17 protein-coding genes are annotated in these 25,916 nt (G+C 48.4%); 14 read left to right on the forward strand and 3 right to left on the reverse strand.

What is annotated here, in order from left to right; all coding sequences use genetic code 11:
* Position 1: 1 nt before the first annotated feature.
* Together DW800_RS16310 and DW800_RS16315 are read right to left on the reverse strand one after the other, a co-directional pair.
* Entirely contained in the window at positions 2-1,006 is a 1,005-nt protein-coding gene (locus tag DW800_RS16310; RefSeq protein WP_117703983.1) for an aldo/keto reductase, read from the reverse strand.
* Between the two features lie 18 nt (positions 1,007-1,024).
* Positions 1,025-3,511, reverse strand: coding sequence for a GH36-type glycosyl hydrolase domain-containing protein (locus DW800_RS16315; protein ID WP_117688979.1), 2,487 nt, complete (start codon positions 3,509-3,511; stop codon positions 1,025-1,027).
* A gap of 222 nt (positions 3,512-3,733) precedes the next feature.
* Here DW800_RS16315 and galA point away from each other — a divergent pair, with 222 nt between their 5' ends.
* The 9 genes from galA to DW800_RS16360 all read left to right on the forward strand — a co-directional run bounded on the left by galA (position 3,734) and on the right by DW800_RS16360 (position 18,240).
* The gene (gene galA, locus DW800_RS16320) at positions 3,734-6,178 is read left to right on the forward strand and encodes a beta-galactosidase GalA (RefSeq protein WP_117688971.1); all 2,445 of its coding nucleotides are present in this window, start codon (positions 3,734-3,736) and stop codon (positions 6,176-6,178) included.
* A 350-nt stretch (positions 6,179-6,528) separates the two neighbouring features.
* Positions 6,529-7,416, forward strand: coding sequence for a helix-turn-helix domain-containing protein (locus DW800_RS16325; protein ID WP_009037794.1), 888 nt, complete (start codon positions 6,529-6,531; stop codon positions 7,414-7,416).
* 72 nt (positions 7,417-7,488) lie between these two features.
* Complete coding sequence (locus tag DW800_RS16330; RefSeq protein WP_117703982.1) at positions 7,489-8,772, forward strand: acetylxylan esterase; 1,284 nt, start codon at positions 7,489-7,491, stop codon at positions 8,770-8,772.
* Positions 8,773-8,863: 91 nt separating this feature from the next.
* Positions 8,864-10,156, forward strand: a complete 1,293-nt coding sequence (locus tag DW800_RS16335) for a glycoside hydrolase 5 family protein (protein WP_044467638.1) — start codon at positions 8,864-8,866, stop codon at positions 10,154-10,156.
* A gap of 112 nt (positions 10,157-10,268) precedes the next feature.
* Positions 10,269-11,240 (forward strand): glycoside hydrolase family 5 protein, encoded by a 972-nt coding sequence (locus DW800_RS16340; protein ID WP_035449719.1) that lies wholly within the window; start codon positions 10,269-10,271, stop codon positions 11,238-11,240.
* 292 nt (positions 11,241-11,532) lie between these two features.
* On the forward strand, positions 11,533-14,781 hold the full coding sequence (locus DW800_RS16345; RefSeq protein ID WP_005825009.1) for a SusC/RagA family TonB-linked outer membrane protein: 3,249 nt from the start codon (positions 11,533-11,535) through the stop codon (positions 14,779-14,781).
* A gap of 12 nt (positions 14,782-14,793) precedes the next feature.
* The gene (locus tag DW800_RS16350; RefSeq protein WP_005825008.1) at positions 14,794-16,563 is read left to right on the forward strand and encodes a RagB/SusD family nutrient uptake outer membrane protein; all 1,770 of its coding nucleotides are present in this window, start codon (positions 14,794-14,796) and stop codon (positions 16,561-16,563) included.
* A gap of 26 nt (positions 16,564-16,589) precedes the next feature.
* Entirely contained in the window at positions 16,590-17,447 is an 858-nt protein-coding gene (locus tag DW800_RS16355) for a hypothetical protein (RefSeq protein WP_005834823.1), read from the forward strand.
* A gap of 70 nt (positions 17,448-17,517) precedes the next feature.
* On the forward strand, positions 17,518-18,240 hold the full coding sequence (locus DW800_RS16360; protein WP_005825006.1) for a hypothetical protein: 723 nt from the start codon (positions 17,518-17,520) through the stop codon (positions 18,238-18,240).
* 321 nt (positions 18,241-18,561) lie between these two features.
* Here DW800_RS16360 and DW800_RS16365 read toward each other — a convergent pair whose 3' ends face one another.
* Complete coding sequence (locus DW800_RS16365; RefSeq protein WP_005834825.1) at positions 18,562-19,203, reverse strand: HU family DNA-binding protein; 642 nt, start codon at positions 19,201-19,203, stop codon at positions 18,562-18,564.
* A 359-nt stretch (positions 19,204-19,562) separates the two neighbouring features.
* Here DW800_RS16365 and DW800_RS16370 point away from each other — a divergent pair, with 359 nt between their 5' ends.
* The 5 genes from DW800_RS16370 (at position 19,563) to DW800_RS16390 (ending at position 25,875) form a co-directional block, all read left to right on the forward strand.
* Positions 19,563-20,891, forward strand: coding sequence for a VapE domain-containing protein (locus tag DW800_RS16370; RefSeq protein ID WP_119958207.1), 1,329 nt, complete (start codon positions 19,563-19,565; stop codon positions 20,889-20,891).
* Between the two features lie 260 nt (positions 20,892-21,151).
* Entirely contained in the window at positions 21,152-22,279 is a 1,128-nt protein-coding gene (locus tag DW800_RS16375; protein ID WP_005825000.1) for a Rid family hydrolase, read from the forward strand.
* A 79-nt stretch (positions 22,280-22,358) separates the two neighbouring features.
* The gene (locus tag DW800_RS16380) at positions 22,359-22,973 is read left to right on the forward strand and encodes a DUF4369 domain-containing protein (protein ID WP_057256128.1); all 615 of its coding nucleotides are present in this window, start codon (positions 22,359-22,361) and stop codon (positions 22,971-22,973) included.
* Positions 22,945-24,396 (forward strand): DUF6057 family protein, encoded by a 1,452-nt coding sequence (locus tag DW800_RS16385; protein WP_057256127.1) that lies wholly within the window; start codon positions 22,945-22,947, stop codon positions 24,394-24,396. The genes DW800_RS16380 and DW800_RS16385 overlap by 29 nt, the downstream gene beginning before the upstream one ends.
* 3 nt (positions 24,397-24,399) lie before the next feature.
* Positions 24,400-25,875, forward strand: a complete 1,476-nt coding sequence (locus DW800_RS16390; RefSeq protein WP_057256126.1) for a TolB family protein — start codon at positions 24,400-24,402, stop codon at positions 25,873-25,875.
* Positions 25,876-25,916 lie beyond the last annotated feature (41 nt).

Consider the following 25,916-nt stretch of genomic DNA (forward strand, 5'->3'; position numbering starts at 1 on the left):
TTTATTTTTGAATGATTTTCTTTATCTTCTCCAGTTCCTCGGCAGAGAAGTCTGTATTTTCAGTCGCTTTCAGGTTATCTGCCAGTTGGGTAACGGAGCTCGCTCCGATGATGACGCTTGTCACCAGGTCGTCCTTCAACAACCAGGCAAGTGACATCTCGGCAAGGGTTTGCCCGCGTGAGGCAGCAACTTCGTTGAGTGCCTTGATTTTTTGCAGCGTCTCGTCGGTCAGTGCTTCTTTCTTCAGGAAAGCTCCCTTTGCCATGCGCGAATCTTCGGGAATACCGTTCAGGTAGCGGTTGGTCAGCAGGCCCTGCGCCAGCGGGGAGAAGGCGATGAAGCCGGTTCCGTTCCCTTTGGCTTGCTGCAGGATACCTTCTTCTTCCGGTTCGCGGTTGAAGAGATTGTATCTGCCTTGATAGAGCAGGCAGTGTACATCCCGTTCTTCCAGGTATTTGTAGGCAAACTCGGCCGCCTCTTTGGGATATTTGGAGATTCCTACATAGAGTGCTTTGCCTTGCCGTACGATATCAACCAGTGCTTGCAGGGTCTCTTCAAGCGGAGTATCCGGGCCGTAGCGGTGGGAGTAGAAGATGTCCACATACTCCAGGTTCATCCGTTTCAGACTTTGGTTGAGGCTGCTCATCAGGTACTTGCGTGAACCCCACTCCCCGTAGGGGCCGGGCCACATGTCGTGTCCGGCCTTGGTGGAGATGAATAGTTCGTCCCGATAGGGCATGAAGGATTTCTTCATAATCATTCCGAAAGTCTCTTCGGCGGAACCGTAGGAAGGACCGTAATTGTTGGCGAGGTCGAAATGCGTGATTCCACGGTCGAAGGCATAGTGCGCCATGGCTTGGGAATTGGCAAATGTGTTCACGTCGCCGAAATTGTGCCACAATCCGAGTGATATTTCAGGCAGCAGGATGCCGCTTTGCCCGCAACGGCGGAATTTCATGCCGTTGTCATAGCGTTCGGGCGCTGGAGAATAAATAGGGTTTATCATGATATTGTATTTTGTGGGTTATCCCATTATTACTTCTACTGTATGCGTGCCCGGCAGATGGTTCACCACATTGCCTTCTATCGGCTGGCCGTCTACTGTGACGGACTTGATGCCTTTGCACACACCATCGGGATTCTTCACGGTAATATGATATTCTGCCCCGCGGAACCTACGCTTCACGTTGAAGCCTTTCCAGCCTGCCGGGATACAAGGATTGATTTCCAGACCTTCATACGAAGGCTTGATGCCGAGTATGAATTGCGTGATGGCATACCACATCCAGGCAGCCGTTCCCGTCAGCCAGCTGTTCTTGCCTTCACCGGGGCGGGCGGCGTCCTTGCCGGCCACCATCTGGCAGCATACGTAAGGTTCTACTTTATGCAGGGCACTGTGTTCTTCGGTGTACGACGGGCATATCTTGCGGAAATACTCCCAGGAACGGTCACCCCGTCCCAGTACGGTTTCTCCGATGATGACCCACGGGTTGTTGTGGCAGAAGATGCCCGCATTTTCCTTGTAGCCGGCGGGATAGGTGGAGATTTCTCCATACTCCACAACATAGCGGGTGAAGGGCGGATTGTTGAGTACAATACCGTGCTCGCAGTCCAGGCGTTCCTTTACGGAGTCCAGTGCTTTTTCTACCATGCCTTCTTCCAGTCCGATGCCTGCCATGGTGCACCAGCCTTGCGATTCGATGAAGATTTGTCCTTCTTCGTTCTCTTTGGAACCTACCTTGTGGCCGAAGTAATCGTAGGCGCGCAAGTACCAGTCACCGTCCCAGCCATGTTTTTTCACGGCTTCCACCATGTTCTCTATATAGGTTTGCGCTCTGTTTGCTTCGTCGTCTTTACCCAGGTGGCGGCATAGTTCCACATAGTCGCGTCCGCATACCACGAACAAGCCGGCAATCATCAGTGATTCTGCCTGGCTGCCTTCCGTCTGGTTTTCCGTGGTCTGGAAGGATTCATTCGGGTCCCAGGAGAAGCAGTTCAGGTTCAGGCAGTCGTTCCAGTCGGCACGGCCGATGAGGGGCAACATGTGGGGGCCGAGGTTCTCGATGACGTGGTTGAAGGAAACGCGCAGGTGCTCGAACAGAGAAACCTCCGAACCCTTCTTGTTGTCGAAGGGGACGGGCTCATCCAGGATACTGAAGTCTCCCGATTCCTTGATGTATGCCACCGTACCGAAGATAAGCCACATGGGGTCGTCGTTGAAGCCGCCGCCGATGTCGTTGTTGCCGCGTTTGGTCAGCGGTTGGTATTGGTGGTAGCATCCTCCGTCGGGGAATTGGGTAGAAGCTATGTCGATGATTCGTTCGCGGGCTCGTTCCGGTATCTGATGCACGAAGCCCACGAGGTCCTGGTTGGAGTCGCGGAAACCCATTCCACGACCGATGCCGCTTTCGAAGAAAGAGGCGGAGCGGGACATGTTGAAGGTAATCATGCACTGATACTGGTTCCAGATGTTCACCATGCGGTCCAGTTTTTCTTCGTCGGTCTTCACGACGTAGATGTCCAGCAGGCGGTCCCAGTAGGCTTTCAGTTCGGCAAAGGCAGCATCTACTTTGGCGGTAGTGTCGAAGGCCGAAATCATCGCCTTAGCCTTTACCTTATTTATAATAGGTGAAGAGGGTACACTCTGCTTGAACGCTTCATGCAGAGATTCTTCACGTTCCTCGAACTTTGCCTCCTGCTTGTTTTCCACATAGCCCAGCAGGAAGATGAAGTCGCGGCTTTCGCCGGGTTGCAGTTCTACTTCCAGATAGTGCGAGGCGATGGGACTCCAACCGTGGGCAATGCTGTTGCCCGGTCTGCCTTCTACTACCCGTTCCGGGTCGGCAAACTCGTTGTAGAGTCCCACGAATGTTTCGCGGTCGGTATCGAAACCGTCTACGGGTGTATTGACACTGTAGAAGGCGTAGTGATTGCGGCGTTCCTTGTATTCCGTCTTGTGGTAGATGACAGACCCGTCCACTTCCACCTCTCCCGTGGAGAAGTTACGCTGGAAGTTCTCCATGTCCGTAGCGGCATTCCACAAGCACCATTCGGCAAAGGAGAATAGTTTGAGTTTTCTCACTTTGGCAGAAGTATTCCGCAAGGTCAGCTTCTGCACCTCTCCCCAGGTCTTCAGTGGGACGAAGAAGAGCAGGCTGGCTTCGATGCCGTCTTTGGATCCGGTGATGCGGGTGTAGCTCATGCCGTGGCGACACTCGTAACTGTCGAGTGCAGTCTTGCAGGGCTTCCAGGTGGGAGACCATACGTTGCCGCCTTCATTGATGTAGAAGTAGCGTCCCCCGTTGTCCATCGGCACGTTGTTGTAGCGGTAGCGGGTGATGCGGCGGAACTTGGCGTCCTTGTAGAAGGAATAGCCTCCGGCGGTATTGGAGATGAGTGAGAAGAAATCTTCATTGCCCAGGTAGTTAATCCATGGCCAAGGTGTCTTGGGGTCGGTAATGACGTATTCGCGGTTGTCGTCATCGAAATATCCGAATCTTTTGTCTTGCATATTATTTCTTGTATTTAGTTTGATACATTCTTCGTTAGTTGTGGCATCCGGCCATTTTCCCGGAAGCACGCTTCAAATTTAAAAACTTTTCTCCTATCACCCTTGTTTGCCCGGCGTGTTTTTTCCCCTCGGAAACATGAAGTACCGGAAAAAGATACAAAAGTATCACTGTACGAGTCTATTTCGCCCTATCTTTGTAAACACATTTTATGATTAACCGATATGAAACACTTATTCGCATTTTTGTTCCTTCTTGGAATTACCTTTTCTCTTTCCGCCCAATCTGTCCGCGAACGTATTTTGCTGGATGACGGCTGGCAGTTTGCTTTTGGCAATGCTTCCTCACCGGAGAAAGACTTCGGCTGCGGAACGGAGTACTTCAACTATCTGACCAAGGCAGCCTCTATCCATAATGAGGGCCCTTACTCTCCCAAGTTCAATCCGGAGAAGTGGGGTGTGGACTGGAAGACGGTCAATCTTCCGCATGACTGGGTGGTTGATTTGCCTTATGCCAAAGAGGCGAGCCACAGTCATGGCTATAAAGCCGTCGGCTATAAATTCCCCGAAAACTCTGTGGGATGGTACCGAAAGACCATCACCGTGCCACAAGAGGACCTCGGCAAACATCTTTATCTTCAGTTCGACGGTATCTTCCGTGATGCCCGTATCTGGATAAACGGTTTCTACCTGGGACACGAACCGAGCGGCTATGCCACGCAGGTGTATGACATTACGGAATACTTGAATTACGGAGAAGAGAATCTTATCTGCGTCCGTGCGGATGCCACGCTCGAGGAGGGCTGGTTTTACGAGGGTGCGGGCATCTACCGCCATGTATGGCTGAACAAGACGGCGCCGTTACATGTAGCTCCTTTCGGAACCTTTGTGCACAGCACGCTGGCCGCACCTTTTGACAAGGCCAAGCTGACGATAGAGACCACTGTTGAAAACTCCGGTCTGCAAACGGAGGATTACCGCCTCTGCCATATCCTCCGGGATGCCGACGGCAAGGAAGTGGCACGCTGCGAAACGGCCGGTAAGCCGGTACTGCCGAAAGACCGCCAGCTCACCGTCGGTGAAATAGCGCTGGACAAACCTCATCTTTGGAGTGTGGATACACCTTATCTATATACACTGCTTACGGAAGTCTATCAGCATGGCAAGCTGGTGGATGCTTATACCACTACTACGGGTATTCGTGACATCCGCTTCGATGCCGACAAGGGCTTCCTCTTGAACGGACAGCCTCTGAAACTGAAAGGTGTGAACATGCACCAAGACCACCCCGGAGTAGGTGCCGGCATTCCCGATGCCCTGCAAGTGTACCGACTGAAGGAACTGAAGAAGTTCGGCTGCAATGCCTACCGTTCTTCCCATAACCCGATGACTCCCGAAATGCTCGATGCCTGCGACAGCCTCGGCATCCTTGTGATAGAAGAAAACCGTCTGACGGGTGTCAACGAGGAACATACTCGCCTGCTGAAACGCATGATAGACCGCGACCGCAACCATCCGTGCATTATCCTTTGGAGTGTAGGCAACGAGGAGTGGGGCATCGAGTGGAAAGAAAGCGGTACACGCATTGCTGCCACGATGCGCGAATATTGCCACCGTTTCGACCCTACGCGCCTCATGACCGTTGCTTCGAGCAGTGGCCCTGCCATCTTGATTCCCGCAGACGTGGCCGGTTATAACTACATCCTTCAGAATCCAGTAGAGCAGCACCGCAAGGATTATCCCGGCCGCCGTGCGCTCGGTTCGGAAGAGACTACGGGCTGTGGTACGCGCGGCATCTACTTCGATGCCCACGACAAAGGCCACATGGTGGCGCACAACCGCAAGCCGAACGGACCTGACAGCCTGCTGAACTGCATCGAGCGTGGCTGGAAATTCTATGACGAACGTCCCTATTTGGCGGGTCTTTTCTATTGGACGGGTTTCGACTACCGCGGCGAGCCCAACCCCATGAAGTTCCCGGCTACGGGCTCACAATTCGGCATTCTGGACTACTGTGGCTTCCCCAAGGACGAAGCCTGGTATCTGAAGTCCTGGTGGACGGATGAGCCGGTGCTGCACATCCTTCCTCACTGGAATCTGCAAGGTCACGAAGGTGATAGCATCGACATTTGGGTATACAGCAACTGCGATGAAGTGGAATTGACTGTGAACGGCAAGAAACTGGATCGCAAACCGATGCCCCGAAACGGCCATCTTTCCTGGAAAGCCGTTTTCCAGCCCGGTGCAGTGAAGGCTGTAGGCTATAAGAACGGCAAAAAAATATTGGCCCGTACTGTGGAGACTACCGGTGCTCCTGCCCGTATCTCCCTGACGGCAGACCGTCCCGTCATTCAGGCAGACAATCGGGATGTGACAGTGTGTAACATTGAGTTGCAGGACAAGAAGAAACGTTTTGTCCCCACTGCCTGCAACGACTTGACGATAACCGTCTCCGGTCCGGTACGCATCCTTGGGGTGGGGAATGGAGACCCCGCTTATCAGGCTACGGAACGTCCGGCCGACGCCGATGCCCGCACCTATCAAGTAAAGGCATTCAACGGACTTGCACAGGTGCTGTTGCAAAGTACCGGCGAAGCGGGAGAAGCCACACTGACGGTCGTTTCGGAAAACCTGCCGGAAACTTCCTGCGTTTTGAAGCTGCAGAAGTAAGCAGCTTATCATTCATATCATCCGGCGAAGCGGAGACCTTTCTTTTGTCTATGGGGCAAGAGAGGGATCTCCGCTTCTTTCTTCCTCAAACTATAGTGTGTAAGTGTACGAGATGCGCATCTCGTGTTGTATGAGATGTATATCTCGTACAGCATGAGATATACATCTCATACATCCTTACATTAGAGCCTGAGGGGGAGAAGAACGGAAGTTTTGCTTTTCCGGGCGGGACTTTCCCGGGTATCTGCTCATATATAACAATTATTACCTCTAAATGTAACAAATGGTACTGTTGTGGGATTAAAAAGAATGAGTATATTTGTGGCATGATATTTTTTTAACCAATGCCTATGGAAAACCAGAACTATATCATGAGGGAGATAACCCCTCTGTCGGAACGTGACTGTTTCTATATTGCCGATCGTCGCAAAACAGAATTTACCTACCCCATCCATTGTCACGCAGAGTATGAACTGAACTTCACGGAACATGCTTCCGGCGTACGTCGTGTGGTGGGCGATTCTGCCGAGATTATCGGTGATTATGACCTGGTGCTGATAACCGGTAAGGAGTTGGAGCATGTATGGGAGCAACATGAATGTACCTCCGGGGATATTCGGGAGATTACCATCCAGTTCTCTCCCGACTTGTTCTTCGGGAACGTTGTCAACAAGAACCAGTTCGACAGTATCCGCCGGATGCTGGAGCGTGCACAGTGCGGACTTAGTTTCCCCATGCAGGCCATCATGAAGGTGTACAACTGGCTGGATAAGCTGGCTTCCGAGGAGCAGGGCTTTTATGCCGTGATGAACTTTCTCCGTATCCTTTACGAACTTTCCCTCTATGACAATGCTCGGGTGTTGTCCAGTTCTTCGTTTGCCAAGATAGAGACTTTCTCTGACAGCCGCCGGGTACAGAAGGTGCAGAAATACATTTCCACCCATTATCAGGAGGATATCCGGTTGGCTTCATTGGCCGATATGGTGGGCATGACCCCGGTCTCTTTCAGCCGTTTCTTTCGCCTGCGCACCGGCAAGACGCTTTCCGACTACATTATTGATATCCGTCTGGGCTTTGCCACGCGTATGTTGGTAGATTCCACGCGTACTATTGCAGAGGTGTGCTATGATTGCGGCTTCAACAATCTGTCCAATTTCAATCGTATGTTCAAGCGGAAGAAGGGATGCTCGCCGAAGGAATTCCGTGAGAATTATCGGAAAAAGAAGCTGGTGATATGATAAAAAAGTATTGGTATTCTTCATTGAAAGTGCCTATTTTTGCACCAATGATTAATACTAATATCTGATATCATGAAAAGAGTTTTTTCCTTATTTTTATGTCTGCTGTGTGTATGTGCTGTGACGGCGCAGATACGCGGCAATGAGATCCGTGTAGTCGTTTCACCCGACCATAGCGATTGGGTGTATCGTCTGAATGAGAAGTGTACGTTTACCGTCCGGGTGCTGAAGGCACAGAACCTCTTGCCCGATGTCAAGATTGACTATGAACTGGGCCCCGAGATGTATCCTACTGAAGTAAAGAAAGACGTGGTGCTGAAAGATGGTACCTTGAAGTTGCAAGGCACGATGAAGACTGCAGGCTTCTTGCGTTGCAAGGTCAAGGCGCATGTGGACGGCCGGACTTATGAAGGGCTGGCTACATGCGCCTATGCTCCCGAGCAGCTGCAACCTGTGACGAAACTTCCTGCCGATTTTCGGGATTATTGGGCCAAGACCTTGGAAGAGGCGCGCAAGACTCCGTTGAATCCCCTTATGACACTGCTTCCCGAACGCTGTACGGAAACGGATAATGTATATCAGGTCAGCTTCCAGACAAAAGCTTGGGGAGGACGTTTTTACGGTATTCTCAGTATTCCCAAGAAAGAAGGGAAGTATCCGGCTTTGCTGCGTGTGCCCGGTGCGGGTGTCCGCCCTTATGCGGGAGATACGTATACGGCTCCTGGGAAGGTAATTACATTGGAGGTGGGTATCCACGGTATTCCCGTCACGATGCAGCAGTCTGTATATGATGTGCTGGCAGGTGGGGCGCTGAGCAATTATTGGATGTTCGGCCGCGACAATCGGGATGCTTCTTATTATAACCGTGTGGTTGTAGGTGCCTTGCGTGCCGTGGATTTCATCTGCTCACTGCCTCAGTACAACGGGAAGGCGCTGGGCGTTACGGGGTCCAGCCAGGGCGGTGCCTTGTCTGTGATTACGGCAGCCCTCGATTCACGTGTCACTTTTCTGGCTGCTGTTCATCCTGCCTTGTGCGATCATGAAGCGTTCTCCAAGAAACGTGCCTGCGGCTGGCCTCATTATTTCTATTATTACGGTGCTCCCGATAAGAAGCAGCTTGAGACGGTGCGCTATTATGATACGGCAAACTTTGCTCGCCTATTGAATGTGCCCGGTTGGTTCAGTTGGGGATACAACGATGAGGTTTGTCCTCCCACTTCCATGTATGCAGCCTATAATGTGATTACTTCCCCGAAGGAGCTGCATCCTTATCTGGAAACCGGTCATTACTGGTATCAGGAGCAATGGGATGAATGGCTGGACTGGATACGGAGACAACTTAATGTGTCAATGTGATTAATCACATTAGCACATTTATCTGATAATATAGTATCATTTTTTATGATACGGGCCACGTATCTTTGTATGTCGCTTAAAAACTGATAATATGAAGAAACAATTCCTTTTACTGACAGTACTTTTATTCCTTTTGGGAGCATGTGCCCCTAAGCCTGCGGAGCATTCGTTTATTAAGGTCAATGCCGATGGACAGTTCGTTCGCGACGGAAAACCCTATTATTTTGTAGGTGCCAATTTCTGGTACGGTGCCATTCTTGGTTCCGAAGGTGAAGGCGGCAATCGTGAACGGTTGCATAAGGAGCTGGACTTTCTGAAAAGTATTGGCATCAACAACCTGCGCGTATTGGTGGGTGCTGACGGTGAAAATGGCATAAAGACGCGGGTAGAGCCCTCTTTACAAGTGGCACCGGGCGTCTATAATGATACTATTTTAGCCGGATTGGATTATTTTATGAATGAACTGCGTGAACGTGATATGACAGCTGTCCTCTATTTGAACAATTCCTGGGAATGGAGCGGTGGCTATTCCGTTTACCTGCAATGGTCCGGACACGGTGATGCCGTGGTACCTGCCGTAGACGGATGGCCCGCCTATATGGAGTATGTCAAGCAGTTCCCCCAATCGGACAGCGCGAAGGCCTTGTTTGCCAATCATGTCAATTATATTGTTTCACGCACCAATAGGTATAATCAGATAAAGTATGTGGACGACCCCACTATTATGTCTTGGCAGATTGGTAACGAGCCTCGCGCTTTCTCTGACGAGAACAAGGAGCCGTTTGCCCGTTGGATGGCCGATGTAGCTGCACAAATCAAGTCCCTCGACCCGAACCACATGGTGTCTTCCGGCAGTGAGGGCGCGTGGGGATGCGAAATGGATATGAATCTTTTCGAGAAGATTCATGCCGACCCCAACATCAATTATCTGAATATCCACATCTGGCCCTACAACTGGGGCTGGGTGAAGGCGGACAGCCTGAAGGAACTTCTTCCGTGTGCCAAGGAAAATACTAAGAAGTATATAGATGACCACATGGTCATTGCTCGGAAGTACAGCAAGCCGATTGTTTTGGAGGAGTTCGGTTTTCCCCGTGACGGTTTCAGCTTTTCCAAAGAGGCACCGACCACTGCCCGCGATGAATATTACCGTTATGTATTCGACCTCATCCGCCAGGACCGTGAGAGCGGCGGACTCTTTGCCGGATGCAACTTCTGGGCATGGGGTGGTTTTGCCGGACAAAATCCCGACCATGTATTCTGGGAAAAGGGAGATGACTATACCGGTGACCCGGCTCAAGAACAACAAGGACTGAACTCTGTCTTTGCCACAGACAGCACTATTGAAATAATTAAAGCGGAAAACCGGAAGCTGCAAAATTGAACCTATCCGTGCTTTTCCGTGTAATCCCTGCCTGAAAATTAGAATGTAAGCGTGTACAAAGCGTTTGTACCGTTATATAAGAAAGATTATTACTCTAAATACTAAGTATGATATGAAAAGCATATGGAAAGTTATGTTGGCGGTTTGTTGCCTAGGTATGACCATTGGTTGTGGAACAAACCCGTCGAAGAATGAAAATGTAAAGGAAACGCTACCGGCATTGGTGGTCAATGGTACGCAGTTGATGAATACCGAAGGAGACACGGTGGTATTGCACGGTGTCAGCTATGGCTGGCATCAGTTCTGGCCCCGTTTCTACAATGCCTCTTCGGTTGCTTATCTGGTCAATGACTGGGGCGCACAAGTGCTTCGGGCCTCTATGGGAGTGGATTTGGATAGCGCCTGCTATGTGAACAAGCCCGAGTTCGGTATTGAGTGTGTTACGAAAGTGGTGGATGCTGCTATCGAGAACGGCGTTTACGTCATCATCGACTGGCATAGCCACAATCTGCGGCAGGAAGAAGCAAAGGAGTTCTTCACCCAAATGGCTACCCGTTACAAAGGGGTTCCTAATGTCATCTATGAGGTTTTCAACGAACCGGTGGAAGACAGTTGGGAGCAGGTGAAGTCATACTCTGTGGAGGTTATCAAGACGATTCGTGCCATAGAACCGGATGCCGTTATCCTCGTTGGTTGTCCGCATTGGGACCAGGACATCCATTTGGCAGCGGACGATCCTATTACCGGATATAGCAATATAATGTATACACTCCACTTTTATGCCAACACCCACGGACAGTGGCTGCGCGACCGCGCCGACTATGCTCTGGGCAAGGGCTTGCCGATTTTCGTTTCCGAATGCGCCGGTATGGAGGCAAGCGGGGACGGCCCCATCAGTAAAGAAGAGTGGGGGAATTGGCTGGACTGGATGCAGCGGCATTCCATCAGCTGGGTGGCCTGGTCTTTGTCTGACAAGGATGAGACTTGCTCCATGTTCTATCCGTCGGCTTCTTCCGAGGGAAACTGGAAAGATGCAGATATGAAGGAATGGGGAAGAATGGTACGGGACGAACTGAAGAAATGACTTTTTGTAGTAATGGATATTAACCAAATATTATTATTTGATAAAATAGTATTATAAGGTTTGCTGCTAAAAGTCTACTTTTGTCAAGCCTAATTAAAATTTGATAATAATCATATAATGTTTAACCGCTAATGAAATGAAAAATGCCTATGAGAAAGGAGTGATATGTATACCAACCACTTTATAGAATAAGGTATATTTAATTTTTCCTCAAAAAGAGAAGTTTAACCTTATATTAAACGGTAGATGCCGCCAGGCAATACCAATTCATTAATCTAAGAAAAATACAAGTATGAATTTAAATTTCAGAAGAACCGCGCTGCTCGTGGGTATCTGTTCGGCTGTCAGCCTGACTTATACTCCGCAACTTTTCGCCGCATCGGTCGATGCAATAGATGCTGTGCAGCAAGCAAAAAAAATCACAGGTACTGTAACAGATGCAATGGGACCGGTCATCGGTGCCAATGTATTGGAGAAAGGAACCACAAATGGTGTCATTACCGACATTGACGGTAATTTCACATTGAATGTTCAGCCGGGAGCAACGATTGTTGTGTCTTTTATCGGTTATCAGCCGCAAGAAATAGTGGTAGGTAACCAGACTAGTTTCAAGATTCAGCTAAAGGAAGATACGGAATTGTTGGATGAAGTAGTCGTAGTGGGTTACGGTGTACAGAAGAAGAAACTGGTGACAGGTGCTACGGTTGAGGTAAAAGGCGAAGACATCGCAAAATTAAATACTACGCAGGCATTGGGCGCTTTACAAAGCCAGTCTCCGGGTGTAAATATTCAGGCCGTTTCCGGTCAGCCGGGTGATGGGTTTAAAATTAATATTCGTGGTGCTGGTACTAACGGAAATACAGCTCCAGTTTACGTTATTGATGGTGTAGCCGGTGGCGATATTAACGCCTTGAATCCTGCCGATATTGAACGTATTGACGTGTTGAAAGATGCTGCATCTTGTGCAATTTACGGTTCGAGCGGTGCCAACGGTGTTATCCTTATTACTACGAAGCAGGGTAAGGTAGGAAAGGTTTCTGTATCTTATGATGGAAACATAGGTTGGGCAAATATATATAAGATGCCTGATATGTTGAATGCCAAAGAATATATGGCGGTAATGGATCAAGTGGCCTATAATAATGGAGGCCAACCGTATGATTGGTCAAAATTCGTAGATGCTGATTTGCTGACTGCTTATCAGAATGGTACCAATCCTGGTACAGATTGGGTAAAAGAATTCCGGAATAAAAATGCTGTGGTTACTAATCATGCGTTGAATGTAACAGGTGGTTCTGAATTCTCCAAATTTTCGACAGGTATAGGCTATCAGTATCAGGATGGTGCATTCGGTGGTCCGGTGAAGACTGACTATCGTCGTTTTACTTTCCGCATTAATTCTGAGCATGTGATATATCGTAAGGGAGATGTGGATGTGATAAAGTTTGGTGAGAATATATATTATCAGCACAAACAGAATCAAGGTGTGCAGTTAGGTAATCAATATTCGAATGACCTTTCTAATGCTTTGCGTGCTATTCCTCTGATTCCTGTATATAATGAAAATGGTGATTTCTTCATGTATGATGATTTGAAGAATTTTGGAACGAGTGCTAATGGTATACTTGATTATACTGCATATGCTTCTAATCCGATGGCTCACATGGTATATAATCAGGCTGGGAATAATAAGAATAAGAATTTTAATCTGAACACAGCGGCATATCTGGAAGTACAACCACTTAAGAATCTTATTTATAAAGGTCAGGTTAGTTACAAACAATGGTCAAGTTCATGGCGTTCATATCTTCCCGTTTACCAAATTAATAATCAGGGAGATAGCCGTGATAAAGACCAAACGATAAATAACGTGTCTTTGGGTTGGAACTGGAGTTTGACTAATACGTTGAGTTATCGGTTTGATATTACAGACTTACATCATTTTGATGTTTTGGCTGGTACAGAGTATTCTAAATCAAGACCAACTTATGGCGAATCAGTAGAGGCAACCGGTTATAATAGTGCTTTTGGTGACTTTACACATGCTTATTTGCATAATACAGAACGTAAAGCTACTGCTACAGTAAATGGTTATCCCTCGGATTATGGTTCTAAGATGTCTTATTTTGGACGTTTGAATTATGACTTTAAGGAAACTTATATGTTTTCTGCTATCATTCGTGCCGATGGCTCGTCTAAGTTTGCGAAAGGCAATCAATGGGGATATTTCCCATCATTCTCTGCTGGTTGGGTTATTTCAAACGAGGCTTTTATGAAGAATACTGCTTCTTGGCTTGGTTTCTTGAAAGTCCGTGCTGGTTGGGGACAGAATGGTAATGACAATATCCCTAATTCAAATTGGCGTGCCGGTTACGAGTTTGGCGATTATGGTCTTTATACATTTGGCTCGGATAAGAATGGAGGTACAACCGGAGCTTACCCGAATCGTTTGGCTAACCCCGATTTGACATGGGAAACTTCAGAACAGACCAATATCGGTATTGATGCCCGTTTCTTGGATAACCGTCTGAGTTTTACCATGGACTGGTATAGCAAGCAGACGAAAGACTTGTTAGTGGAAGTGGGTACCAATGCGGCTTCCGGTTTCGCTACTCAATATCAAAATGCTGGTACGGTAAAGAATACTGGCCTTGAACTTTCAATGGGCTGGAGAGATCAGATTGGTAAGGAGTTCAAGTATGGGGTGAATGTCAATATGGCCTATAATAAAAATGAAGTAACGGAGGTTAATAACGCCAATCATTTTATTGAAGGCGGTAATGATTTGTTGGCTCAAAGTACGGGTCGGTTTGTCCGTATGGAAGAAGGACATCCTATTGGCTATTTTTATGGTTATAAGACGGATGGTGTCATTCAGAACCAGAATGACTTGCAGGCATATCTTGACCAGAATTGTAAAGGAAATGCGGCAAACTCTAAGCAAGGTGCAAGTATTAAACCGGGTGATTTGAAGTTTGTGGATGTTGATGGAAATGGGGTGATTAATGATGACGATAAGACTGATTTGGGTAATCCTCATCCTGACGTGACAATGGGTCTTACGTTAAGTGCGGAATATAAAGGATTTGATTTCTCTGTAACAACCTATGGCGCTTTTGGTGCACAGGTAGCTCGCTCTTGGCGAAAGTTCTCAGATGGACAGTATGAAAACTATACGACAGAAGTTTACGATTACTGGCATGGCGAAGGAACCTCAAACAGATATCCGCTGCTTGCGCCGGGAAATAGTGGACAGAATTTCCAGGCCATTTCAGATATTTATATTGATGATGCCGACTATGTTCGCATTCAAAATCTGACTATAGGATACGATTTCAAGAGAATTTGGAAGAACTGTCCGTTCCAGCAACTTCGTGTGTATGCTGCTGCACAGAATCTATTTACTTTTACCGGTTATAAAGGGATGGATCCGGAGAATGGTAGAGCCCTCAATGACAAAGAACCGTGGGTAACCGGTGTTGATGTAGGTAACTATCCTCAACCTCGTACTTATATGGTAGGTGTTAATGTTAAATTCTAAAATTGATACACGATGAAAAAAATAGCATATTTAATAGGTGCAGCTTTGATGATAGCAGGAATGTTTGCTTCTTGTAGCTTGGACTCGATGAGTCTGACGGAAAAAGATACGACCAATTTTCCTAAAACGGCTGAAGATGCCAATCAGGCTTTAGCTGCCATATATCAGAACCTGAATAATGTCAATGCTTTTCCACAGCAGTCTTTCTTGTATAATTCTCTGCTGGCTTGCGATGATATGTTGGGTGGTGGTGGTCCCAATGATAAGTTGATGCAATCTTTGGACCTTATTTGTAATACGGGTACAAATGCTACGCAGGACTACTGGGTGGCTCGCTATCAAGGAATCAACCGTGCCAATACGTTGTTGGAGGCTCTTGCTGGTATTGAAATGGATCCGGAAGTAAGAGCGCAGGCTGAGGGCGAAGCCAAGTTCCTTCGTGCTTTTTATTACTACGAGTTGGCTTCCATGTATGGGCGCGTACCTTTGGTGATTACTGCTTTGTTGCCCGAAGATACTACTCCTCCGACTGCCGCTGTTATCTGGGGGCAGATTCTGCAGGATCTTCGCGATGCGGCTGCAAATATGCCGGCTGTTCGCAAGTCGGATGGGCATGTTGATAAATATACGGCTGAAGCTATGTTAGGACGTGCTTGGTTGTATTATACTGGTATGTATGGCAATGGTGAAACTCTGAACGATTTGGTTAGTACGAACTATAGTCCGTTGACTTCAGTTGATTTGCCTGATGGGACAACTTTGACCAAGCAGGATGTGGTTGGGTATATTGATGATTGTGTGAATAATTCTGGTTATAGTCTTGTTCCTGAGTTTCGTAATTTGTGGGCATATACCAATAAATGTACGGTAGAAGATTTTCCGTTTACTGCCGGTCAGGGATTGAAGTGGGTAGAAGATGATGCAGCGGTAAATCCCGAATCCATGTTTGCCATTAAATATAATAAACTTGCATCTTGGAGCACTACTATCGGTTATGGTAACGGTTATGCTCTGCATTTTGGTGTACGTGGCAATGATCAGGCCAATTCTTTCCCCTTCGGACAAGGATGGGGTGCCGGTCCTGTAGCTCCCAATTTTTATAATGATTGGAGTGTGGCAGAACAAGATGATGCCCGTCGTCCGGCCTCCGTATTCAAGACGGAGGATATGCCGAGTTATAATAAAGGTGGTGGTGACGGCTTTATCCAAGAAACGGATTATTATCAGATGAAAATAGGTTCTATCATGGCTTATAGTACGGATGCGGCTGGAAATAAAACGATTGAGCCGGTATTTGAGAAGATAATGTATGGTGCCGACGGCTGGATTAATGATAATCTGATGCAAACCGGTTCTATTCATGATTTGGTTTTGATTCGTTTTGCGGATGTATTGTTGATGCAGTCTGAATTGAAGGAAGATGTTTCCGGTATAAACAGAGTGCGTAGTCGTGCCGGACTTGAACCTATTGGTACATATTCGTTGGCTGCATTGCAGAATGAACGCCGTTGGGAATTATGTTTTGAAGGTACTCGCTGGAACGATATTCGCCGTTGGCATATTGCTGCCGATGCCCTTGAAAGACAGACGGGAGCAAAGGTTTATACAAATGGGGCTGAAAGCCGTAATGTGGCGCAGAACGGTGGTTATGCCGCACGTTATAAGGCTACGGCAGGTTTCCAGAAGATTCCCGAAAACCAAGTCCTCCTGAATGAAGGAAAGGTAGAACAAAATGAGGGTTATACGGATGCAAGTGCTGAGTATAATGGTTGGCAAGAATAGAATATGAATTTAAAATGAAAAAAGATATGAAAAAGATATTATTCGCAATACCTTTGTTTGCAATGCTGCTGGTGGCTTGCGATCCGATAGTGGATGAAATCAGTCCGGATCCCAATGTCACACCGGAAAATCTTACTTTTGAACTTGTGGCCAAGAACCAGGGAAACAACAACATTCAGATTGTTCCTACTCCGTCACGTTATGTGAAGGTTTATGATGCTACGTCTGATATCAAGTTGGCAGAAGGTACGGCTCCGTCGGTTCAAGTAGCTCCTCCTAATAAAGAATTGCAAGTATATGTAACAACCATTAATTCGGACGGCTCCATAACAAAATCGGCTTCCAAATCAATAGCAGTAACGGAGTATACAGATCTTCCCGCTATTTATGCTGATGTATTCGGCACAACTCCGGACGGTGGTTATGGAACAACCACTTGGGTCTGGAATACAGAAGCTGCAGACGGTTGTTGGGGTAATGGAGGTTATCTCGGCAATACCGGCCCCGGTTGGTGGATTTGTGATGCTGTGGGAGATGTCGGAAACGGTAGAGGGCAAATTGATGAACAAGCTGTAGGAAAAGGATTGCCTGATGATGGATTAAATGGTTGGTTCTCACTTAGTTTGACTGGTGTTCAGACAAGTCGTGGTGAAAGTGGTTCTGTCAAGGTGTCAGAAGATGTGGTGCAATCCGGTTGGGATGTAGGTACTATGGAGTTCTCTGGTACTATTCCATTGTTAGGTATACAGCCGAATCAAGGAAATGCACGTCAGTATGAGTATCATATTTTGAAGATTACAGAAGATGAACTTCGTCTTTGTGCTCCTGAACCCGGTGCTGGCGCTTGGGGTACGGCATGGTTCTGGAACTTCAAGAAAAAATAGTTAATATTGAAAGGTACGGGTGGGTAACGACCACTCGTATACTTTTATTACTAATTAAAAAAATGCAACAATGAAACGAACTTTCTTTTTGATATTACTGTTCTTCTGTGCTCTTTTTGTTAAAGCGGATGTTTTGGGACCGTATACAATGGATAGTAATGTACCTCCCACACCAACCGGATATGCTCGGGTTGTACTTCCGATAGGAGGTGCTGACGCTTCGGTAGCCGTAAGCATAACTGTTTGTGACGAAAGTGGTCAACAGTATGTTTTGAGAACTACTACCCCAAATGCTGCTCCATATTGTTATTTCTTGGCTTATGGCGTTTACCGCGTGGTCGCTTTAGAGGATTGTACAGCACAATCTAATTGGGGCGCACTTACGGTTGGTACAATTTTCGAAGTGACAGGAGGTGGCTATATTTCTTTAAATTATATAGGAACAATCTCTACTCCAAGTATTGTTCAAGCATCGGGTACTGATGATAATGTTCCTCCTTCCAAAGTAGGTTACAATATAATGAAAGTGTATGGAATAGAGACAAACGGCGGTGGGGTGTTGGTTGATTCTGACAAAAAAGAATATGGTATCTTTAATTATACCGGACATATAGGCGGTGCTCATTACTTTTACATTAAGCCAGGCACATACACTATAAAATCTTTGAGTGCTACCAATGGAAATTATATTTATTTGGAGTATGGAAATGTTAGACAACCGCTTTCTGCTGGTAGGACTTTCACAGTTCCTGCGTCATTCTTCTCCATTGTGTTTTCTAAAAAGGCACTTTAAGAATAATCTATAAATGAATTATTCAACTCAAAGCAGTTGTCGTTACCCCCCCGACTTTATTAGTCGCCCGTAACATCGGATAATTGTAAATGCATTAACCGAATAGTACAATTGTTTAATGGTTAAATCAGGAAAAGGCGAGTCGTGAGATTCGCCTTTTCGCATTCATTCTCTATTGCCTTTCCGGATGCAATTCACATTCCTTTTTGTATTACCCCTGATTTCAGGGCGCAGAATGTTTCTTTTTATCCCTGCATCTCCTTCACCTCCTTCTCCCATCCTCCTGTTCATTGGCTTTCCCGGTGAAACCGCTTTCCACCCTCATCGCCCCGCCTTTGCATCGCGCGACACGCCGTAGTATCCCGGCATGGCCCGGTAGATGGGTTGCGTGGGCTTCCCCACATTCTTCAGCTTGCCCTCTTGCTGCAACCGTTTCAGGTGGACGTTCGCGGTGGTGCGCGCCATGCCGCAGAGCGCTTGGAAGTCACTGCGAATCAGCACGTCGTGGTCGGCAAAGTATTCTTTCAGCTTCATGTCTATCTCCACTTCCGAAAGCTTCAGGGAGTGGCGGGTGTATTTACTGCGGATGGCATTGACTCCCGTCATCGCTTGTTTCAGCCTGACGTCGGGACGGAAGCTGATGCTTTTCAGCCGGAGTTTCAGGTGCTTGTTCGGGGTGCTGCGGGTCACTTTCTGTGTGGCTTCCAGGGTGGGGGCGAAGTAGCCCAGCCCTTCGATGTGCACCTCGTGGCCGTCGCGCAGTTCTTCGCCGCAAATTTGCGCCAGGCAGTCTATCGCGTTCATCACGTCGCCCACCGTGAGCGAGCTGCGGGCATGCACGCGGTTGTAGAGCTGCCGCATGGTTACTTTCCCGTTGAGCAACGGGCGGGGATGGAGGCCTCTCTCTTCAGGGGCTTCCTCATTAGTGCCCGGATTCTCGTACCAGTCATATAGTATTGCCATATCAATAGGTTTTAGTGCGTTCAACATACTTGTTTCTTCCCTCGGAAGTGTCTTCCTGTAAGTGAACGACTCCGGTCGGCCGAACGAATAACCCGGGTCGTTCGATTGAACGACCTAAGTCAGTCGATTGGACGACCCGGGGCGTTCACTTATAAAGAACCGTGCAAAGGTACTGAAAATAAAGGGTTCCGAAGCATAAATAAGTATGTTTGTCGGCAGGAATGATTTTTGAAGAATAAGCGGAGAATGGTTTGCAAAACGCCCTCGGCAGGCAGTAACTTTGGCGAAGAGGCGAGAGGAAAGAAAGGATGATTCCCTTCCTCGAAACCTCCCAATAATCATTTTAATAAAAAATATTTATGAAGAAAAAACTGATGACTTTGCAGCAACACCGGCTCTTGAAGGAAGCGGGACAACTGATAGCCTTTTCCGAAAGGCTGAAACACGCACAAAAAGAAACGACCGACCGAAACTGGAAGGAGCGGGAAGAGCAGCGCCGCCGGAGCGCGAAAGCCGCAAGCACCGTGACTGCACTGAGCGGCGACATCGAGGAGTTCCTCACTTCGCGCTACGACTTTCGCTATAATCTGCTGACGGATGAAACCGAGTTCCGCCCCGCCGGACAACGCTCTGCCGCCTTCACCCCCGTGGGCAAGCGCGAGTTGAACACTTTCTGCATCGAAGCCCATGCCGAAGGTATTCCTTGCTGGGACAAGGACTTGAACCGATACGTCTATTCCACTTACATCCCTGCCTACCATCCCTTCCTGCTCTACATGGACGAACTGCCCGATTGGGACGGCAAGGACCGGCTGACTGCGCTTGCCTGCCGCGTCTCTTCTCGGCCTCACTGGGTGCGGGGATTCCATACCTGGATGCTGGGACTTGCCTCGCAATGGATGGGCGTGTCCGGACTGCATGCCAACAGCGTGGCTCCCGTTCTCGTCAGCCGCGAGCAGGGACGACGGAAATCCAGCTTTTGTCGCGCCTTGATGCCTGACGTGCTGACGCGTTACTACGCCGACAACCTGAAACTGACCTCGCAGGGACAAGCTGAGAGAATGCTGGCGGAAATGGGGCTGCTCAATATGGACGAGTTCGACAAGTATGCCGACAACAAAATGCCCTTACTGAAAAATCTGATGCAGATGTCGGTGCTCAACATCCGCAAGGCCTATCAGCAGAACTTCAGGCAACTGCCCCGTATCGCCTCGTTCATCGGCACCAGCAACCGGTTCGACCTGCTGACCGACCCCACCGGGAGCCGGCGCTTCCTCTGCATCGAGGTGAAGCACAATATTGACTGCATAGGCATAGAGCACGACCAGATTTTTGCCCAACTGAAAGCGGAACTCATTGCCGGGCAGCGCAACTGGTTCACCAAGCCGGAGGAGGAGGAACTGCAATGGCATAACGAGGCTTTCTATCGTGTCAGCCTTGTGGAGGAGGCGGTTCACAGCTTGTTTCGTACCCCGCTTCCGGCAGAGAAGAGCTTCGACCTGACTGCCGCCGACATCTTTGATGAGTTACAAAAAACGCATCCCGCCTTGATGCGTGGCAGCAATCCCATGCAGTTCGGTTCGGTGCTGCTGCGGGTGGGACTGAAACGCCGGCATACGAAGTACGGCAATGTATATGAGGTGGTGAGAAGGAAGAAAGAAGTTTCACCGGAAAGGGTTGAACGATAGGGAAATAATGCGAAAGGTGAAGGGGTGAAGGAAGAGAAAGCCGGTTTATAGTCTCATTACGGATTGACATAGATTCCTATTAATTCAGGTTGTAGATGCCGATGGGATAAATATTTTCGCTCATAATAACTGTATATTTTATAGATTTCTATAAAAGTAACTTTTTTATAAGAACAAAACAAGCGAAAGTTGCGATTTTCACTACTCCTTGTCGGATAAAAAACTTATCTTTGCGATTGAAACAATCTCTTGTTAATGATATGAAATACACATCATACTCTTATCCTTCAGGCAGGGCGGAAGTGGCTGCATTTGTTGTGACCGGCGGAGTGACGGAATACCATGTGATGATACATGCCACTGACCCGAAACAGACCTATCGTGAACAGATGAATGTCGTGTTGGATGCGTATGCCGCTTTACTGAAAAAAGAACTGTCCGGAGCCGTGGCGGTTTTTAAAAGATACTTCCTGAGTGATGCCGCCAACCAAGCGGAACTGTTGCTTGCCGCTACGGCGGAAAGCTCCGATTGCGCGCTGTCTGTGGTGGAACAGCCTCCGCTGGATGGCACCAAGATTGCTTTGTGGGCCTATCTGCAGACCGATGTGCAGACACGAGTGCTGCCGAACGGACTGTATGAAGTGAAACACGGTGCTTACCGCCAGCTCTGGATGGGAGGCAGCTTCAATCGTGCCGCCAATTCGGAATACCAGATGCGTCTTTTGCTCAACGACTATGCCATGCAACTGATGGAGGAAGGGTGTACTCTGGCCGACAATTGCCTGCGTACCTGGATATTTGTGCAGAATGTGGATTGCAATTATGCCGGTGTAGTCAAGGCACGCAATGAGATGTTCGTCACCCAGAACCTGACGGAGAACACGCACTATATTGCCAGTACCGGTATCGGTGGGCGTCATGCCGATCCGAAAGCATTGGTGATGCTTGACGCTTTTGCTGTAGCGGGATTAAAGCCCGGACAAATCAAATATCTCTATGCCCGCACACACCTGAACCCCACTTATGAGTATGGAGTCAGTTTCGAACGGGGAACGGCGGTGGATTACGACGACCGTCGGCAAGTACTCATTTCCGGTACGGCGAGTATCAACAACCGTGGGGAAGTGATGTATGCCGGAGATGTACGCCGTCAGACAGAACGGATGTGGGAGAATGTGGAGGCTCTGCTGAAGGAAGCTGACTGCGGCTTTGGAGATGTAGGGCATATCATTGTCTATCTGCGTGATATTGCGGATTATGCTGTAGTGAAAGAGATGTTTGACAAGCGTTTTCCCGATACGCCGAGAGTGATTACGCTGGCTCCCGTCTGTCGCCCGGGGTGGCTGGTGGAAATGGAGTGTATGGCGGTGAAGAAAATCTCTGATTAAAAATATTATCTTTGGTTAATTGAATATTAGGCTGACAGTTGGTAAACGCCTACCTTTGTTGAAATTCTAATGTATAAGGATGAAAACACGTATCTTGCTTTTCTGTATCAGTTGCCTTCTTTGGGCAAGTTGTGGAAATTCCGGACAGAATTATGTGATTGAAGGAACGTTGCCGTCGTTGAAATACGACGGGGAATGGATATACCTCGTGCCGATGGAGAATGCGCCGGGGCGGGTGGATTCTGTAAAGATAACCAATGCCTCTTTTTCTTTTTCCGGACAAGGGGAGGAGATGAGGGTGTTGCGTCTGCGCCATCTGCTGCGTATCTACATCCAGGAACTGCTGGTGGTGACGGAGCCGGGAACCATACATGTGAAGGCCGACTCTGTCGGTTCGGTAACGGGCACTCCGCAAAATGATGCCCTTCAGAAATGGAAAGAGGGGAGGGAAAAGAAGCAAGAGGCTTACCATTTTATCCGGACGGGACTACGGAATGCCACCGGAAAAGATTCACTGCATCTGATACGGATACGTGACAGTCTGAGGATGCAGGAGCAGGAAACGAACTTTCTGTTTTTGAAAGAGCAGGGAAACAATACGTTGGGGACATTCATGCGGAAGATGGTGCGTGGCTCCTTGACGGAAGAACAACAAAAACTGTTGGATGAAAGCTTGCAGAAGGAAATACATTGAATGGGGAGCGGCAGGAATCGGTGCTTTGGCGTTGTTTCTTTTTTTCTTCCGGATATTGCCCTATCATCTGTTCCATCGGGAGCAGACACAGCTCTTTTTGCTTGCCACCGAACCATTGGCCGGGTATCTGCGGCATCCGGCGGCTCTGGCACGTCTGTCAGGAGATTTCCTCACTCAATTCTTTTATTACGAAGGGGGTGGCCCGACCATAATGGCTGTCGTGCTGTTGCTTTGGGGAGTGGTGGTGTTTCGTTTGTTGGCTCCGTACATGGGACGTTGGGCGTGGATTCCTACGGTGTTGGCGGTGGCTTGGGAGGCAGGAAGGCAATGCGGATTGAGTTATCCGCTTTCCGGCACAATCGCTTTAACCGGTATCGGAGGTGTTTTGTTGTTGTGCCGTAGCTGCATGCGACGTTCGTGGAAGTCGGGCTTACCGGTAAGCATATTGGCGGTATTGTCCGGCTATTGGCTGTTTGGCTGTGGCGATTGGTCGTCACGATGGTACAATATGCCCGATTTAGGGCGGGAATATCTTTTGGCGTTGGATTCGGAAATGTATTTCGGCCGTTCGGAAAAAGTACGGAAACTGTTGGTGGAGGGTGAATACCGCTCTCCGTTCACTGCCTATTATTATAATTTGCTGAATGCACAGCAGAACCGGCTTCCCGACCGGCTGATGGATGGTTATCAACCGGCTTCGCAAGGGCTGTTTCTGCCCGTGGCTCCCCATTCTACCTACCTCACTATTTATGCAGCCAATGAAGTCTGGTTTGCGTTGGGAGATATGACGATGGCTGAACATGCTGCCATTCTGGGAATGATTTTTTCTCCGCATCATACCGGAGCAAGAGCTGTCAAGCGTTTGGCGGAAATCAACCTGGTGAACGGTGATGAGGCGGCGGCTATGAAATATCTTCGTCTCCTGCAAAAGACAATGTGTTACCGTGATTGGGCAGGACGGCGTATTCCCGGAAAACAGACGGCCGAAGTCTGCCAATGGCTGGAACGGAAGCGGTTGTTGTTGCCTGCAACGGATACTTTGCGCTCTTCTGCCGACATTCCGCTTTCACTTCGTCATCTGTTGCGTAACAATCCTGATAATACGTTGGCATGCGATTACCTTCTCTGCTTTGATTTGCTGAATAAGGATATTGGGGCTTTCGCCGGAGATTATCGGGAGTTTGCTGCAAAGAAGTTTCCTTCCAGATTGTATGCCGAAGGTTTACTTATCTATCTTGCCGGGAAAAAGGCTTCGTTGGATGAAGTGGAAAAATGGAATATACCGCCTCAAGTATTGGATGAATTTGGCGATTATACCCGACTGTACGAGGCGAATGGTGGTAATGGTGCCCCTTTGCAAGCCAAATACGGAAAAACATATTGGTTTTATTTCCACTATGCTACGATGAAAAAGGGGAAGTGATTTATGATGAACATAGATATGAAATATATACAAGTTGTTGTGGGGCTGTTACTGTGCTACTGCCTATATGCTTGCAGTCCCCGTCCGGAGTCTGTACAGCCTGCAGACCGGTTATTGGTGCTCTATCCGGAATATCAGGATGTAACCATTCCCTACAATGTGGCTCCTTTGAATTTCCTTGTGCGGAATGAAGGGGTGGATGCGGTATGCGTGAGTGTAAAGGGAGCATCGGACAGCTTGGAGATAAATGCGCGCGGGAACAAGGCGATATTCCCCTTGAAAGCTTGGCGTGCATTGCTTGAAGCGGAGAAGGAACATACTTTGGAAGTAGTTGTTACTGCCCGTACCGACGGCCGCTGGCTGCGCTATCCTTCCTTTGCATGGCAGGTAGTGGCGGACAAGCTTGACGCCTATGTCAGTTACCGTCTGATAGAGCCCGGTTATGAGGTATGGAATGCCTTGCAGATACGTGAACGTTGTATTGAGAATTTCGAAGAGCGTATTTTGGCGGATAACAGTCAGACAGACGGCAAGTGCATGAACTGTCATGTGCACGGAGGAAATAGTGGCAACCTTTCGATGTTCCATCTTCGGGGTGAGGGAGGGGGGACTGTCCTGAACCGTGACGGCAAGCTCCGTAAGCTTGCCTTGAAGAATGAACAGATGATATCTGCGGCTGTCTACGGGGATTTCCATCCTGACGGGCGGTATGGTGTGTTCTCGTCTAATGTGATTATTCCCATGTTCCATACGGAAAGTAACCGCCGTCTGGAAGTTTACGATACCGTCTCCGATTTGGCTGTCGCCGATTTTGACGGAAACCGGATGATTCTATCTCCGCTTACGGCGGATTCCACCGTATTGGAAACTTTTCCCACATTCTCTGCCGATGGGAAATGGATATATTACTGCTCAGCTCCGACTGTTCCATTGCCGGACAGCGTACAGCAATTACGCTATTCGCTTTGCCGCATTGCGTTCGATGCCAATCACGGCGCATGGGGTGACCGCGTGGATACCCTTTGGAATGCCCGGCTGGAGAAAGGCTCCGTGTGTCATCCGAAAGCTTCACCGGACGGCCGCTACCTGCTCTATACCGTTGCTGATTATGGAACATTCCCCATTTGGCACCGGGAGACGGAATTGCAGCTGATGGATTTGCAGACGGGTGCCATCGATTCCCTGCCAATGGTCAATTCCAACCGTTCGGACACTTATCACAGTTGGTCGTCAGGCAGCCGTTGGTTTGCCTTTGCCAGCAAGCGGGGTGACGGGCAGTACGGGCGGGTTTATTTTGCCTATCTGGATGCTGAAGGGAAGGCGCATAAGCCTTTTGTGCTACCCCAGTCGGACCCTGAAAAAGACGATTTGACATTGAAATCCTACAATATTCCCGATTTGTCGGCTACTCCCGTTCCTTTTGATGCTTCTTCCATCAAGCGGATAAACCGGCAACTGAAGGCTGAGGAATTCAAATGACAAGACATACAGAGAGTACCAAATTGTAAATAATAAATTGT

The sequence above is a fragment of the Bacteroides sp. AM32-11AC genome, assembly GCF_003603515.1.
Classification (GTDB): Bacteria; Bacteroidota; Bacteroidia; order Bacteroidales; family Bacteroidaceae; genus Bacteroides; species Bacteroides uniformis.

Excerpts from the sequence above, each read along its gene's own strand:
- galA (WP_117688971.1), top strand. The coding sequence starts at position 3,734 with ATGAAACACTTATTCGCATTTTTGTTCCTTCTTGGAATTACCTTTTCT.
- DW800_RS16330 (WP_117703982.1), top strand. The coding sequence starts at position 7,489 with ATGAAAAGAGTTTTTTCCTTATTTTTATGTCTGCTGTGTGTATGTGCT.
- DW800_RS16315 (WP_117688979.1), bottom strand. The coding sequence starts at position 3,511 with ATGCAAGACAAAAGATTCGGATATTTCGATGACGACAACCGCGAATAC.
- DW800_RS16385 (WP_057256127.1), top strand. The coding sequence starts at position 22,945 with ATGAAAGCTTGCAGAAGGAAATACATTGAATGGGGAGCGGCAGGAATC.
- DW800_RS16375 (WP_005825000.1), top strand. The coding sequence starts at position 21,152 with ATGAAATACACATCATACTCTTATCCTTCAGGCAGGGCGGAAGTGGCT.
- DW800_RS16350 (WP_005825008.1), top strand. The coding sequence starts at position 14,794 with ATGAAAAAAATAGCATATTTAATAGGTGCAGCTTTGATGATAGCAGGA.
- DW800_RS16325 (WP_009037794.1), top strand. The coding sequence starts at position 6,529 with ATGGAAAACCAGAACTATATCATGAGGGAGATAACCCCTCTGTCGGAA.
- DW800_RS16360 (WP_005825006.1), top strand. The coding sequence starts at position 17,518 with ATGAAACGAACTTTCTTTTTGATATTACTGTTCTTCTGTGCTCTTTTT.
- DW800_RS16340 (WP_035449719.1), top strand. The coding sequence starts at position 10,269 with ATGAAAAGCATATGGAAAGTTATGTTGGCGGTTTGTTGCCTAGGTATG.
- DW800_RS16390 (WP_057256126.1), top strand. The coding sequence starts at position 24,400 with ATGATGAACATAGATATGAAATATATACAAGTTGTTGTGGGGCTGTTA.
- DW800_RS16365 (WP_005834825.1), bottom strand. The coding sequence starts at position 19,203 with ATGGCAATACTATATGACTGGTACGAGAATCCGGGCACTAATGAGGAA.
- DW800_RS16380 (WP_057256128.1), top strand. The coding sequence starts at position 22,359 with ATGAAAACACGTATCTTGCTTTTCTGTATCAGTTGCCTTCTTTGGGCA.
- DW800_RS16310 (WP_117703983.1), bottom strand. The coding sequence starts at position 1,006 with ATGATAAACCCTATTTATTCTCCAGCGCCCGAACGCTATGACAACGGC.
- DW800_RS16355 (WP_005834823.1), top strand. The coding sequence starts at position 16,590 with ATGAAAAAGATATTATTCGCAATACCTTTGTTTGCAATGCTGCTGGTG.
- DW800_RS16335 (WP_044467638.1), top strand. The coding sequence starts at position 8,864 with ATGAAGAAACAATTCCTTTTACTGACAGTACTTTTATTCCTTTTGGGA.
- DW800_RS16370 (WP_119958207.1), top strand. The coding sequence starts at position 19,563 with ATGAAGAAAAAACTGATGACTTTGCAGCAACACCGGCTCTTGAAGGAA.
- DW800_RS16345 (WP_005825009.1), top strand. The coding sequence starts at position 11,533 with ATGAATTTAAATTTCAGAAGAACCGCGCTGCTCGTGGGTATCTGTTCG.